The sequence below is a fragment of the Arenimonas donghaensis DSM 18148 = HO3-R19 genome (assembly GCF_000743535.1).
Taxonomy (GTDB): Bacteria; Pseudomonadota; Gammaproteobacteria; order Xanthomonadales; family Xanthomonadaceae; genus Arenimonas; species Arenimonas donghaensis.
The window spans coordinates 81,097-94,479 of record NZ_AVCJ01000003.1 but is presented as its reverse complement, the minus strand read 5'-3'; the positions used below and the strand labels follow the sequence as shown (position 1 = coordinate 94,479).

The 13,383-nt window shown below is 70.8% G+C and carries 15 protein-coding genes; 9 read left to right on the top strand and 6 right to left on the bottom strand.

Translation table 11 applies throughout. The features are described from left to right. The first annotated feature begins 21 nt into the window (after positions 1 to 21). The 6 genes from N788_RS03640 to N788_RS03615 are packed head-to-tail and all read left to right on the top strand — an operon-like array spanning position 22 to position 5,198. Positions 22 to 1,368, top strand: coding sequence for an aminodeoxychorismate synthase component I (locus tag N788_RS03640; protein WP_034221057.1), 1,347 nt, complete (start codon positions 22 to 24; stop codon positions 1,366 to 1,368). Continuing rightward, complete coding sequence (pabC, locus tag N788_RS03635; protein WP_084695868.1) at positions 1,365 to 2,177, top strand: aminodeoxychorismate lyase; 813 nt, start codon at positions 1,365 to 1,367, stop codon at positions 2,175 to 2,177. Before N788_RS03640 ends, pabC begins: the two co-directional genes overlap by 4 nt. Before the next feature lie 12 nt (positions 2,178 to 2,189). Then, on the top strand, positions 2,190 to 3,221 hold the full coding sequence (gene mltG, locus N788_RS03630) for an endolytic transglycosylase MltG (RefSeq protein WP_244444075.1): 1,032 nt from the start codon (positions 2,190 to 2,192) through the stop codon (positions 3,219 to 3,221). Beyond that, entirely contained in the window at positions 3,221 to 3,847 is a 627-nt protein-coding gene (gene tmk, locus N788_RS03625; RefSeq protein WP_034221130.1) for a dTMP kinase, read from the top strand. Before mltG ends, tmk begins: the two co-directional genes overlap by 1 nt. Further along, a complete protein-coding gene (gene holB, locus N788_RS03620; RefSeq protein WP_034221053.1) occupies positions 3,844 to 4,842 on the top strand; it encodes a DNA polymerase III subunit delta' in 999 nt (332 codons plus the stop codon). Before tmk ends, holB begins: the two co-directional genes overlap by 4 nt. Further along, a complete protein-coding gene (locus N788_RS03615) occupies positions 4,839 to 5,198 on the top strand; it encodes a PilZ domain-containing protein (protein WP_034221050.1) in 360 nt (119 codons plus the stop codon). The genes holB and N788_RS03615 overlap by 4 nt, the downstream gene beginning before the upstream one ends. A 9-nt stretch (positions 5,199 to 5,207) precedes the next feature. Here N788_RS03615 and N788_RS13735 read toward each other — a convergent pair whose 3' ends face one another. Genes N788_RS13735 through N788_RS03595 form a run of 4 tightly spaced genes read right to left on the bottom strand, consistent with a single transcriptional unit; the run spans position 5,208 to position 8,300 of the window. Further along, entirely contained in the window at positions 5,208 to 6,350 is a 1,143-nt protein-coding gene (locus N788_RS13735) for an RNA polymerase sigma factor (RefSeq protein ID WP_051924324.1), read from the bottom strand. Between the two features lie 58 nt (positions 6,351 to 6,408). Beyond that, positions 6,409 to 6,807, bottom strand: a complete 399-nt coding sequence (locus N788_RS03605) for a hypothetical protein (protein WP_051924323.1) — start codon at positions 6,805 to 6,807, stop codon at positions 6,409 to 6,411. After that, the gene (gene tesB / locus N788_RS03600) at positions 6,807 to 7,685 is read right to left on the bottom strand and encodes an acyl-CoA thioesterase II (RefSeq protein WP_034221048.1); all 879 of its coding nucleotides are present in this window, start codon (positions 7,683 to 7,685) and stop codon (positions 6,807 to 6,809) included. The genes N788_RS03605 and tesB overlap by 1 nt, the downstream gene beginning before the upstream one ends. A gap of 39 nt (positions 7,686 to 7,724) precedes the next feature. After that, entirely contained in the window at positions 7,725 to 8,300 is a 576-nt protein-coding gene (locus tag N788_RS03595) for an N-acetylmuramoyl-L-alanine amidase (protein ID WP_034221044.1), read from the bottom strand. A gap of 64 nt (positions 8,301 to 8,364) precedes the next feature. Here N788_RS03595 and N788_RS03590 point away from each other — a divergent pair, with 64 nt between their 5' ends. Both N788_RS03590 and rlmKL read left to right on the top strand, forming a co-directional pair. Further along, positions 8,365 to 8,886 carry an alpha/beta hydrolase gene (locus N788_RS03590; protein ID WP_034221043.1) on the top strand — a complete coding sequence of 174 codons (522 nt, stop codon included), beginning with the start codon at positions 8,365 to 8,367 and terminating at the stop codon, positions 8,884 to 8,886. Next, positions 8,883 to 11,018 (top strand): bifunctional 23S rRNA (guanine(2069)-N(7))-methyltransferase RlmK/23S rRNA (guanine(2445)-N(2))-methyltransferase RlmL, encoded by a 2,136-nt coding sequence (gene rlmKL, locus N788_RS03585; RefSeq protein ID WP_034221040.1) that lies wholly within the window; start codon positions 8,883 to 8,885, stop codon positions 11,016 to 11,018. The genes N788_RS03590 and rlmKL overlap by 4 nt, the downstream gene beginning before the upstream one ends. Positions 11,019 to 11,031: 13 nt before the next feature. Here the strand turns inward: rlmKL and N788_RS03580 are convergent, their stop codons facing one another. Beyond that, the gene (locus tag N788_RS03580; protein WP_034221038.1) at positions 11,032 to 11,439 is read right to left on the bottom strand and encodes a DUF6491 family protein; all 408 of its coding nucleotides are present in this window, start codon (positions 11,437 to 11,439) and stop codon (positions 11,032 to 11,034) included. 90 nt (positions 11,440 to 11,529) lie between these two features. On the opposite strand from N788_RS03580, the gene N788_RS03575 reads away from it, so the two are divergent. Continuing rightward, positions 11,530 to 12,159, top strand: a complete 630-nt coding sequence (locus N788_RS03575; protein WP_034221027.1) for a class I SAM-dependent methyltransferase — start codon at positions 11,530 to 11,532, stop codon at positions 12,157 to 12,159. A 3-nt stretch (positions 12,160 to 12,162) separates the two neighbouring features. Here the strand turns inward: N788_RS03575 and N788_RS03570 are convergent, their stop codons facing one another. Further along, positions 12,163 to 13,299, bottom strand: coding sequence for a polyamine ABC transporter substrate-binding protein (locus N788_RS03570; RefSeq protein ID WP_034221026.1), 1,137 nt, complete (start codon positions 13,297 to 13,299; stop codon positions 12,163 to 12,165). Between the last annotated feature and the right edge of the window lie 84 nt (positions 13,300 to 13,383).

The following is a 13,383-nucleotide window of genomic DNA, read 5'->3' as shown; positions in this document are numbered from 1 at the left end:
CGGACCCGGCCGGTTCCGGCGATGCCCCTGCTCGCGCTGCCGCCGGGCCTGGACCTGCTGCGGCTGCAGTCCGCCGACCCGGCGCGTTTCCCGCTGCTGCTCGAGAGCGTGGCTGGTGGCAACGCGCTGTCTCGCTGGGACCTGCTGCTGGCGAGCAATGGCGAGGGCCTGCGCCTGGACGCGGACGGCCACGTGCGTTCACTCGGCGGCGGCGCGGTGCTGGGCACCGACTTCCTGCACGAACTCGACGCACGCTGGTCGGTCGCGCGCACGGCGCATGAGGCATCGCAGCTGCCGTTCCACGGTGGCTGGGGCCTGTTCCTGGCCTATGAACTGGCCGGCCAGGTCGAGCCGAGGCTGCACCTGCCGGCCGCGCCCGGTCCGCTGCCGGTCGCCATCGCCTGGCGCTGTCCGGCCGCCGTGCTGAGGGACCGCGAAAGCGGCGAGTGTTTCGCGGTCGCCGAACCAGGGGCCGAACATTGGCTGGCACAGCTCGCGCAAGCCGCGACGACACCGGCGCCGGCGCCCACGGACTTCGCCACGCCCGCGCTGGAGGAGGATCCGCCCCACCGCTTCACCGACGGGGTCGCCCGCGTGCACGACTACCTGCGCGCCGGCGACGCGTTCCAGGTCAACCTGTCGCGGGCCTGGCGGGCCCGCTTCGACCGCCCGCCGGATCCGGCAGCGGTTTACGAGCGCCTGCGCCAGAACAACCCCGCGCCGTTCGCCGGCCTGATGCGCCACGGCGAGGCGGCATTGCTGAGTTCCTCGCCCGAACGGCTGGTCTCGGTGCGCGGCCGGCGCGTGGACACCCGCCCGATCGCCGGCACCCGGCCGCGGTTCCCGGGGGACGACGACCAGGCGCGCATCCGCGACCTGGTCGGCAATCCCAAGGAGCGGGCCGAGCACGTGATGCTGATCGACCTCGAGCGCAACGACCTGGGCCGTGTCTGCGAGCCCGGCAGCGTGCGCGTGGACGAGCTGATGGGCGTGGAGAGTTATGCCCACGTGCATCACATCGTCTCCAACGTCACCGGCACGCTGCGCGAGGACGCGACGCCAGGCGCCATCGTGCGTGCGGTGTTCCCGGGCGGCACCATCACCGGCGCGCCCAAGGTGCGCTGCATGGAGATCATCGCCGAGCTCGAAGGCGAGGGCCGGGGCGCATACACCGGCGCCCTGGGCTACCTGGGCAACGACGGCGACCTGGACCTGAACATCCTGATCCGCAGCGCCTGGCTCCGGGGCCACGAACTGCAGTTCCGCACCGGCGCCGGCATCGTCGTCGATTCGGACGCCGACCGCGAACTCGAGGAAACCCGGGCCAAGGCGCGCGGCCTGCTGCGGGCGCTGGGGGCGCAGGGATGAGCGCACTGGCGACCCGCGTCTTCCGCGGACAGGAGCGCGTCGAGGCGCCGGACCCCGCGGACCGCGGCCTGGCCTATGGCGACGGCCTGTTCGAAACCCTGCGTGTCTGCGGCAACACGTTGCCCTGGTGGCCGCGCCACGCCGCCCGTCTGGCGCGCGGCGCCGCCGTGCTGGACCTGCCGATGCCCGACCGCGATTGGCTGCAGGACCAGCTGGCGGAACTGCTCGTGCAGGCGCCCGGGCAGGGCGTGCTGAAACTGATGCTGACCCGCGGCGTGGGGGGGCGCGGTTACGCGCCGCCGGCCCGGCCCGAGCCGAGCCTGATCCTGTCCCTGCACGCACTGCCCGCCGATCCCGGCCCGCTGCGGCTGCGCTGGTGCCGGACCCGGGTGTCGCTGCAGCCGGCGCTGGCGGGCATCAAACACCTCAACCGGCTCGACCAGGTGCTCGCACGCGGCGAATGGCGCGACGGCGATATCCACGAGGGCCTGATGCTCGATGCCGCCGGACATCTCGCCTGCGCCACGTCGGCCAACGTTTTCGCGTTCATCGACGGGCGCTGGCTCACGCCGTCGCTGGCCGCCGGCGGCATCGCCGGCCTGGCCCGCGACTGGGTCCTGGCCAACGAACCCGGCGCCGGGACCACCGCGTTGACGCCGGCGATGATCGGATCGGCGCAGGCGCTTTTCCTGTGCAATGCCGTGCGCGGTATCCTGCCGGTCGGCCAGCTCGACGAACTGCACTGGCCGCCGCACCCGGGCACCGAACGCCTGCGCCGGGCACTGGACCGCGAACTGACGGTCGCCTGACCGGAGCCACTCTTGCCAAAATCTTCATCGCACAAGCTGCTCAAGGCCCTGGTGGCACTGTCCCTGCTGGTCGCGGTCGCCCTGGGTGGCTGGTTCTGGCAGCGATACGAAGGCTTCGCCAATGCGCCGATCGCGCTGGCCGAGTCAGAGCGCATCCTGGTCGTCGAATCGGGCGACGGCTTCCAGGACATCCTCGACAAGCTGCGGGAACTGGGCGTGGAAGAGGGCCACGACCTGGAGTGGAAGGCCCTGGCCCACGAAATGAAGGTCGTCTCCCGCCTGCAGGTGGGCGACTACAGCATCCGCCACGGCATCACCCCGGCCGAATTGCTGCGCAAGCTCGAACGCGGCGACGTCATCCACTACCGCTTCACCCTCGTCGAAGGCTGGAACCTGCGCGACCTGCGCGCGGCGCTGGCCCGCGACGAGCGCATCCGGCAGACCCTGGCCGATGCCAGCGACGCCGAGATGATGGCGGCGCTGGGTCGGGAAGGCGTGCATCCGGAAGGCCGGTTCCTGCCCGAGACCTACCACTTCACCCGCGGCATGAGCGACCTGGACCTGCTGCGTCGCGCGATGCTGGCGATGGACAGCGCCCTGGCCGATGCCTGGGACGACCGGCTCGATGATCTGCCGCTGGAAACCCCGGACCAACTGCTGACCCTGGCTTCGATCATCGAAAAGGAGACCGGCAAGGCGTCCGAGCGTCCCGAGATCGCCGGCGTCTTCGTTCGCCGGCTCAAGCTGGGCATGCGCCTGCAGACCGACCCCACCGTCATCTACGGCATGGGCAGCGCCTACGACGGCAACATCCGCCGTCGCGACCTCACCACCGACACGCCCTACAACACGTACACCCGCGGCGGCCTGCCGCCGACGCCGATCGCGATGCCCGGGCGCGCGGCGCTGGCGGCGGCGGCGAACCCCTTGCCCGGCAATACGCTCTATTTCGTGTCGCGCGGCGATGGCAGCCATGTGTTCTCGGCCACCCTGGCCGAACACAACCGGGCCGTGGCCTGCCACCAGCTCAAGCGGTGCCGCTGATGGCGGGCATCTTCATCAGCCTCGAAGGCGGCGAGGGGGCCGGCAAGTCCACGGTGCTGTCGGCGCTGCGCGAGGTGCTGGCCGAATCCGGGCGTGAAGTGGTCTGTACCCGCGAGCCGGGTGGCACGCCCGAAGGCGAGGCGATCCGGGAGCTGCTGCTGGCGCCGGGGCGCGAACTGGTGCCGGAGGCCGAACTGCTGCTGATGTTCGCTTCGCGGGCGCAGCTCGTGCGCCAGGTCATCCGGCCGGCGCTGGCCCGGGGTGCCGCCGTGCTGGCGGACCGCTTCACCGACGCCAGCTTCGCCTACCAGGGCGGCGGACGAGGCCTGGATGCCGGCCATATCGCCGAACTCGAACGCTGGGCCGCGGGCCTGCGGCCCGACCTGAGTTTCCTGCTCGACGTCGGCGTCAGCCAGGGCCTGGCCCGGGCGCGCTCGCGCGGTGGCGAACCGGACCGGATCGAGGCCGAACGCGTGGACTTCTTCGAACGCGTGCGCGCCACCTACCTGGCCCGCGCCGCCGCCGAGCCCGGCCGGTTCCGCGTCATCGACGCCAGCCAGAGCGCCACCGCCGTGCGCGACGCCGCGGTGACGGCGCTGCGTACGTGGCTGGCAGGCCAGCCATGAGCGAGCTGGCGCCCTGGCAGCAGCGAATTTTCGACCAGGCCGCGGGAAGCGCCGCCGAGGGCCGCCTCGGCCACGCCCTGCTGTTGCTCGGGCCGGCGCTGATGGGCAAGCGCGAAGTCGCACTGCGGCTTTCGCGCCGGCTGCTCTGCGCCACGCCGGCGGCCGATGGCCAGGCCTGCGGCAGCTGCCGCGGTTGTCGCCTGTTCCAGGCCGGCAACCACCCCGACTTCAAGCACGTCAGCTTCATGCCCAATGACAAGGGCGACAAGCTTCGCAGCGAAATCGTGGTGGACCAGATGCGCGCGCTGGGGCACTGGTTCTCGCTGACGCCGCAGATGGGCGGTGCCCAGGTGGCCCTGGTCGAACCGGCGCATGCACTCAACACCGCCGCCGCCAACGCACTGCTCAAGACGCTGGAAGAACCCTCGCCGGGCCGCTACCTGCTGCTGGTCACCGACCAGCCGGCGCGCCTGCCGGCGACCATCCGCAGTCGCTGCCAGCGGCTCGAGTTCCGGACGCCTTCGCGCGAGGAGTCGGCGGCCTGGCTGGCCGCCAGGGGACACGGGCCGCAGGCGCGGGAGCGCGCGCTGGACGCCGCCCGTGGCCATCCCGGCCTGGCGGCCGAGTGGCTCGATGAAGGGCGGCTGGCGCTTCGCAACGAGGTGATGGCCGAACTTGGCGCCGTGGCCGAAGGCCGGCGGGCACCGGTCGAGACGGCCTCCGCCTGGCTCGGGGACGAATTGGCGCCGCTGCGCCTGCGTTTCGCGGCCGAGGCCGTGCTCGACGGGCTTTCCCACCGCCTGGCAGGCACGCCGGACCCCGGCTTGACCCTGCCGGAGGATTTCCCGAAGCTTTCGGCGTGGTTCGACGCCACCAACCGGCTGCGCAGCCAGCTGGCGCTGCCGGCACTGCGCCATGACCTGGCGCTGGCCGGGCTGCTGCTCGAATGGCGTAGCATGTTCAAGGACACGACAAGGACGAGGGCAGGACGATGATCGGAGGCGGCGCGGGCGCACGGCAGGGCATCCTGTCGCTGGCCATCAAGGACAAGGCGGCGCTCTACAACGCCTACATGCCCTTCGTGAAGGGCGGCGGCATCTTCGTGCCCACCACCAAGCGCTATGCGCTGGGCGACGAGGTGTTCATCCTGCTGTCGCTGATGGAAGAAAAGGACCGCCTGCCGGTGGCCGGCAAGGTGGTGTGGATCACCCCCGCCGGCGCACAGGGCAATCGCGGCGCCGGCATCGGCGTGCAGTTCGCCGACACCGCCGAGGCCGAAGCCGTGAAGGGCAAGATCGAAACCTTCCTGGCCGGCACGCTCGAGGCCGACAAGCCCACGCACACGATGTAATCGCCGGGCTCAGCCCATGCGGCCGCTGAGCCACAGGCCCAGCAGCAGTCCGGCCGTTCCCAGCGTCATGCCGACGACGATGCCAAGGCGTGAATTGCGCCGCTCGCGCAGCCGCCGCTTCGCCGTGCCCACCGGGTCGATCTGTGCCTCGTGCGCCCGGCGTGCGGCCAGGATGTTGGGCAACCAGGCGGTGCAACTGACCACGATGCCGACCATGAAGCCCAGCGAGAGCGCCAGGTGCGGAATCCAGCCGGGCACCTTCGCCAGCAGGTTGATGCCAACGCTGAAGCCCACCACCATCAGGCTGGTGACGACGCCATAGGCGATCAGGCCGCGTCGTTCGCGGTCGTCGAAGGGAGCCCGCAGATAGGGTCGGATGCCGGTCCACAGGCCGGCAAGGCCGCCGATGATGCCGACCGCGGCGGCACCGAACGCCCCCAGGCCGAGCTTGGCCAGGCCCTTGGCGCCGCCCAGGGCGCCGACGCCCAGGGCCGTCGCGGCCGCCGCCGGCGGTGCGGCCACGGCCAGCGCCAGGGCCACTGCCGACGTGAATGCGACGCCCGGGGCCGTGCCGCGGGCAAAGTGGCCCAGGCGATCGAGCAGCTCGACGCGTACGCGGTCCCGGGCCCGCTGCAGCCGCTTGCGCACCGCCGCGTCCTGCAGCCCCAGCAGGCCCGCGACCTGGCGCGAATTCTGGCCTTCCCGGTAATACAGCAGCAGGACTTCCCGGCTTTCCGCCGGCAGGCTGTCGATCACGGCGGCGGCGATGTCGTGCTCCTGGTGGTCGGCGAACCGCTCCGCCGGTTCCGGGTGCGGGTCGGCCACCTGGGCCAGCAGCGCCTCGACGTCGCCTGCCGGCTCGCGCAGGCGGTTCCGGGCCCGCAGGTGGTCGCGGGCCAGATTGCGGGTGATCTGCCGCAGCCAGGGCAGGAAGCTGTCCGGGTTCCTGAGCCGGCGCAGGTTTTGCCAGGCCGAGAGGAAGGCCTCCTGGGCGACGTCCTCGCTGGCCGGCACGTCGCGCACGATCGCCAGGGCGATCGAGGCCACCGTGCCCTGGCAAGCCGCGACGATGCGGCCATAGGCCTCGCGGTCGCCGTCGGCGGCGGCGGGCAGGTGGGCGTGGATCAGGGATTCGACGACGTCGGTGCTCATGGCGGGTTCCTGGCTGGGGCTCAAGGCCCTGACGCGCCGGCGGCCGGGAGTGTGACCGCTAGCCGCCGAAGAAACGCCGCGCCATCAACAGGGCGCCGACCACCACCACGGTGCCCAGCAGCACCAGCCGCAGCTTGTTGACCTTGGCCTGGGGGCTGGCGGGTGCACCGGCACGGAACTGCAGCGCGCCGGGCACGTAGGCCGATTCCCGGCTGGTGTCGAGCAGGCCGGCGGCGTGGAGGATTTCGCGGGCCTGCTTGAAGTCGTCGGGACGGATCACCCAGACCGCCGGCTGCTGGCTGGGGTCGTGGTTCTTGTTCGAGTAGCTGAATTCGCGGCGGCTGTTGCCCTTCCAGGAGCGGCCCTGGCTGAGCTTGGTCTGGATGCCGGCCTCGTTGAGCAGGCGCTCGACGGCTTCGACGTTTTCGAGCCGGACCGAGGTGAATACCTGGCGCATCAGCGGGCCTCCGGGTCGGGCAACACGCGGATCAGGCCTTCCTGCGCCGTCGAGGCGACCATGCGGCCGTCGCGCGTGTAGATCTGGCCGCGCGCCAGCCCGCGGGCGCCCTGGGCGCTGGGGCTGTCGAGCGAATAAAGCAGCCAGTCGTCGGCGCGGAAGGGACGGTGGAACCACATGGCGTGGTCCAGCGACGCCATCTGCACGTTGGGCTGGTAGTAGCTGATGCCGTGCGGGAAGGTCGCGGTGCCCAGCAGGTGGAAGTCGGACGCGTAGGCCAGCAGGGCCTGGTGCAGCACCCGCGAATCGCCGACTTCGCCGGTCAGGCGGAACCAGACCTGCTGGTAGGGCGGGCGCTTGGGCGGCTTAACTTCGTCGCGCGGATACACCGGACGGATTTCGAACGGTCCCATGCGCGACAGCCAGCGCTGGGCCTTGGCCGGCAGCTGGGCGAGTTGTTCCGGCGTCGGCGCGGCGACCGGCTCGATGTCCTCCGGCGGCGGCACCGTGGGCATGGCGACCTGGTGTTCGTTGCCGGGTTCGTCTTCCTGGAAGGACGCGGCGAACACGAAGATCGGCTTGCCGTGCTGGATCGCCGTGACCCGCCGCACCGAGAAGCTGTTGCCGTCGCGGGTGCGGTCGACGTCGTAGATGATGGGGTGTTCGACGTCGCCGGCGCGCAGGAAATAGGCGTGGATCGAATGCACGTGGCGGTCGTCGGCCAGTGTGCGCTGGGCCGCGGACAGGGCCTGGCCCAGCACCTGGCCGCCGAAGACGTACTTGGTGCCGATGTCGCGGCTCTGGCCGCGGAACAGGTTGTCTTCGAGGCGCTCAAGGCGCAGCAGGTCCACCAGTTCGGCGGCGACGGAAGCGGTCATGGTGACTCCGGGGTTCGGCCGCCGATTATACCCGGGCACCTAGGGCCGGATGCGTTCGAGCGGCACCGCGTCGAGCACCTTCGACCAGGGGAACCGCGGTCCGGGGTCGCGTTTGCGGAACACCTGCTGGTGCAGGTTGTCGCTGGCCGGCACCTGGCTGACGTCCAGGTCCTCGTGGCCGGCGATGAATTCCAGCGACGGGATTTCATGCCTGAGCCAGGCCAGCAGCCCGACCAGCGCGGCGACCTGTTCGTCGGTATAGGGTTCTTCCATGGCCTGGCGCCGCGAATCGAGCCAGTCCGGATAGCGGCCGCGATTGACCAGTTCGATGCCCACCGAGCGCTCGTTGTAGCTGCGCGTGTGGTGGGCGATCCGGTCGGGTTTCACGAAGACGTGGATGCTGCCGTCGCGATCGATGTAGTAGTGGCCGCTGTTGCCGGTGCCGCTGTCGTAGAGCACGCGTTCGCCGAATTCACGCGCCTTGGCGAGGTCGGGCAGTTCGGTGCAGTGGATCACCACCAGGTCCACCTGGCCGCGCGGGCGGGCCGCGAGTCGTTCTTCGTAGGGCAGCGGCCAATCGTGGAAAACGGGTTCTGGCGGCAGGTCCGGGCTCATGCCGCATGCTAACATCGCGGCCGTTTCCGGAGCCCCCCATGACGCCATTCGCCCACATCGCGCCATGACCGGCCACGTCATCATCTCGCACGGACTCGAAAGCGGTCCCGGGGCCAGCAAGGCCAGCGCCCTGGCGAAGGTCGCCGGCCAGCTGGGCTGGACCCATGAGCGCCCGGATTACCGCGACCTCGATTCGGCCGGCCCCCTGGGCGACGTCCGGAGCCGGATCCACCGGCTGGCGGAGCGGGCCCACCTGGTGACCCGCAGGCCGCTGGTGCTGGCCGGCTCGAGCATGGGCGCCTATATCTCGGCCCACGTTTCCCGGGAGGTGCCGGTCAACGGTCTGTTCCTGATGGCGCCGCCGGTGGCCCTGGACGTCGAGCCGCGCACGCTCAAGGCCGCCATGGTGCCCACGCGCATCATCCACGGCTGGGAAGACGAACTGATCCCGGCCCTGGACGTCGTGCGTTGGGCGCAGCGACGCCTCGACCCGGTGTTGCTGGTGCCCGACAGCCATCGCCTGGCCGCGCACGTGGAGTTCTGCGCCGAGGAATTCGGTCGTTTCCTGCAGATGCTGTCGGCATGAAGTTCTTCGCCGCCTGCGCCAAATCGCTTGAATACCTGCTGGCCGACGAGCTGCTCGCCCTGGGCGCGACCCGCGCCAGCGCGGCGCTGGCCGGTGCCAATTTCGAGGGTGATCCCGAGGTCGCCTACCGGGCGGTGATGTTCTCGCGCCTGGCGAGCCGGGTTTACTGGCCGCTGGCGGAATTCGACTGTGCCAACGAGAACGACCTCTACCAGGGCGTGCACGCGGTCGACTGGGCCAGCCACCTCGACCCCGAGGGCACCCTGGCCGTGGATGCCCACGTGTCCGGCCCGGGGCTGACGCACGAACGTTATGCCGCCCAACGTACCAAGGACGCCGTGGTCGACCGCATGCGGGCCGCGCATGGCGTTCGCCCGTCGGTGGACACCGAGGCCCCCGACCTGCGCCTGGGCCTGGTCGTGCGCAAGGGCCGGGCGGTGCTCTCGATCGACCTCGGCGGCGGCCCGCTGCACCGGCGCGGCTGGCGCCAGTCGCAGGGCGAGGCACCGCTGAAGGAAAACCTGGCCGCCGGCATGCTGGTCCGCGGCGGCTGGCCGAAGATCTATGCCGAGGGCGGTGCGCTGCTCGACCCGATGTGCGGAAGCGGCACCCTGCTGGTCGAAGGCGCCCTCATGGCGGCCGACGAAGCGCCGGGCCTGCGCCGGCTGGCCGGCACGCTGCCGACGCGCTGGAAAGGTTTCGACGAAAGCCTGTGGTCGCGCATCGAAGTCGAGGCGCGCCAGCGGGCCGAGGCGGGCAGGGCGGCCCTGCGGCCGGCGTTTTTCGGCGCCGACCTGGACCCGCGGGCGCTGCAGGCGACGGTGGCGAACGCCGATCGCGCCGGCGTGGCCGATGTCATCTCGCTCGAACGCCGCGACGTCGCGGCGCTGGTCGCACCCGGTCCGGCCCGTGGGCTGGTCGTGTGCAATCCACCCTACGATGCCCGTCTCGCCGCCGACCCGGCGCTCTACCGTGCCCTGGGCGATGCCCTGCGCAAGGCCGTGCCGGACTGGCGCGCGGTGCTGCTGTGCGGATCGCAGGACCTGGCCCAGGCCACCGGCCTGCGCGCCAGCAAGCGATACGCCTTCTTCAACGGCGCGCTCGAGTGCACCCTGGTCGTGTGCGACCCGCTGCAGCCACCCCAGCGCGAACCGCGCGAGGCCCGGGTCCTGGGCGAAGGCGCGCTGATGGTCGCCAACCGCCTGCGCAAGAACCTCAAGCGCCTCAAATCCTGGCGCCAGCGCGAAGGCGTCGGCTGCTTCCGCGCCTACGATGCCGACCTGCCCGAATATTCGGCCGCGGTGGACGTCTACACCGAGGAAGGAACCGAGGGCCGGCTGTTCGTGCACGTGCAGGAATACGAAGCGCCGCGCACCATTCCCGAGGCCGATGCGCGTCGCCGCTTCGGCGAGTTGCTCGATGCGGTGCGCGAGGTCTTCGCGGTGCCGCCGGCGCAGGTGTCGATCAAGACCCGCGCACGTGGCAAGGGCGGCAGCAAGTACGGCCACATGGATCGCCGCGGCGACACCTTCGTCGTGCGCGAAGGGGCGGCGCGGCTGCGGGTGAACCTGTTCGACTATCTCGACACCGGCCTGTTCCTGGACCACCGTCCGGTGCGTTCACGCATCGGAGCCGAAGCCGCCGGCAAACGTTTCCTCAACCTGTTCTGCTACACCGGCGCCGCCAGCGTGCAGGCGGCGGTGGGCGGGGCCGGGGAAACCACCAGCGTCGACCTGTCGGCGACCTACCTGGAGTGGGCGGCCGGCAACCTGGCCCTCAACGGGGCCACCGGGCGCCAGCATCGGCTGGTGCAGGCGGACGCGCTGTCCTGGCTGGAGGCGGACCGGGGCGAATACGACCTGGTGTTCTGCGACCCGCCCACGTTTTCGAACTCGGCCCGCGCCGACGATTTCGATACCCAGCGCGACCACGTGCGCCTGCTGCGTTTGGCGATGGCGCGCCTGGCGCCCGGCGGCCTGCTGCTGTTTTCGAACAATTACCGGCGCTTCAAGCTCGACGAGGCGGCGGTGGCGGAGTTCGCCCAGGCCCGGGAAATCTCCGCGCAGACCATCGCCCCGGATTTCGAACGCAATCCGCGCATCCATCGCTGCTGGGAACTTCGCCGGCCCTGAGGCCGGGCCGGGTTCAGTCGCCGGGTCCGTCGTCCGCCTCGTCGCCGGCTAGCGCCCGCGCGTAGGCGTCGTCGTCGAGGCGCTCGACGCGGTCGATGCGGCAACGCTGGCCGTCGGAAACGACGTATTCGCCAAGGTGGCCGCAGACCCGGTTGCTGATGCTGTCGCCGATGAAGCGCAGTTCCGGCGAGGTGCCCAGCGCGAAGCAGGGTTCGGCCAGCCGCACACGGTACTTGCGGACGCCCGCATCCACCAGCAGCGTGACGTTGTCGATGTCGGTCCAGCCCCGGGCCAGGTCCGGGTCCAGGCATTGACTGGGGTGGGTGATGGCGCCGTGCCGCGGCGCCGAACCGGGCCCCGGGCTGCAGGCCGCCGAGACAAGCAGGGCCAGCAGGCCCGGCAGGACAAGCACAGGACGCATGGCAGGGTCCTTGGCAAAGGGGAGGACGCCAGTGTTGGCGCGGATGACTTAACCTGCACGAAACACAACGACCGGCATTATCCTGCGCCTATGGATCGAAACCCCCACTCCGCCCTGGCCCAGACCTGGACCTTCTTCAGGCAGTGGCTGAAGAACCCGCGCGGGGTGGCCGCCATATCGCCGTCAAGCCAGCAGCTGGCGCGCCAGATGATGTCCGAATTGCCCCGCGGCGCCCGCCGCGTGATCGAACTCGGCGGCGGCACCGGCGTATTCACCCGGGCCCTGCTCGAACACGGCATCGCACCGGCCGACCTGCTGGTGCTCGAGCTCAACGAAGAACTCCACCAGCACCTGCAGCGCCACTTCCCGCAGGTGCACGTGGCCTGCGCCGATGCCCGCGACCTGGCCCGGGTCGCCATCGCCCACGGCTTCCACGGGGAAACCCCGGCCGACGCCATCGTCTCGGGCCTGGGCTTGCTGTCCATGCCGCGACAGACCCAGCGCGACATCCTGGGTTCGGCCTTCGACTGCCTGCAGCCGCAGGGTCGCTTCGTGCAGTTCACCTACGGCCCGGCCAACCCCGTGGCGCGCGAGGTCATCGAAGAACTGGGCCTCAATGCCCGCCGCGGCAGCTTCACCTGGTGGAACGTGCCGCCGGCGACGGTTTACGTCTATTCGCGCCGGGTGTCGCGCGCGATCAAGCCGCGTTCCATGCGCTGACGGCTACTGCCCGGTCTTGATGCTGGTCCAGGCGCGCACGCGCTCGCGCGTGGTCTGCGGCGACAGGGTCGCCGGATCGACCAGCTTGGCCATCACCTCCGGCGGCGGGTAGATGCCGGGGTCGGCGGAGATACCGGCATCCACCAGCGCCAGGGCCGCGTTGTTGGGACTGGCGTAGGACACGTAGTCAACGATGCCAGCAGCCACGTCCGGCCTGAGCAGGTAGTCGATGAAGGCATGGGCGTTGTCGCGATGGGGCGCGTCGGCCGGGATGGCGATCAGGTCGACCCAGCGCACGGCGCCTTCCCGGGGAATGACGTAGGCGATCTCGAAGCCGTTCCCGGCCTCCTCGGCGCTGTCGCGGGCCTGGAAAACGTCGCCGGAGTATCCCATCGCCAGGCACAGTTCGCCGTTGGCGAGGTCTTCGATGTAGCGCGAAGAGTTGAAATAGCGGATGTGGGGGCGGATGCCGGCATAGACGTCGCTGACGACCTGCGTTTCGTCGCCCTCGAGCGCGTTGGGATCGCGCCCTTTCCAGATCAGCGCGGCGGCGAAGGTTTCCTGTTCGTCGTCGAGCACGCTGATGCCGCAGGCAGCCAGCTTCCCGGCGTTGGCCGGGTCGAACAGCAGCGACCAGGAATCGAGCGGGGCGTCCTCGCCCAGGATTTCCCGGACCTTGCCGACGTTGATGCCCAGGCCGGTGGTGCCCCACATGTAGGGCACGGTGTGCGCATTGCCCGGGTCGACGTCCTGCAGGCCGGCCAGGAGGTCGGCGTCGAGGTTGCCCAGGTTGCCCAGGCTGGCACGGTCCAGCGGGGCGTAGACGCCAGCCTGGATGTGGCGCTGGGCGAAGGGGCGGGCGGATGGAAAAACCACGTCATAACCCGAGGCGCCGGCCAGCAGTTTGGCTTCCAGCATCTCGTTGCTGTCGTAGACGTCGTAAACGACCCGGATGCCGGTCTCGGCCTCGAAGTTGGCCAGCGTGTCCTCGGCGATGTAGTCGGACCAGTTGTAGACGTAGACCAGGCGGTCACCGCCGGGCTCGCCTGCCGTGGACGCTGCGCTGTCCGCGGGCTCCGGCGTGGGGCTGCAGGCAGCCAGCAGCAAGGCGCAGGCCAGCAGGCTCGGGCGCAGGGACATGGTCGGCTCCAGGGGGGGTGCGGAAGGCCAATGGTCGACCCGCCCCGGGGGGCTGTCAACGCGAGGGCGCCGCCCCCGGTCCGG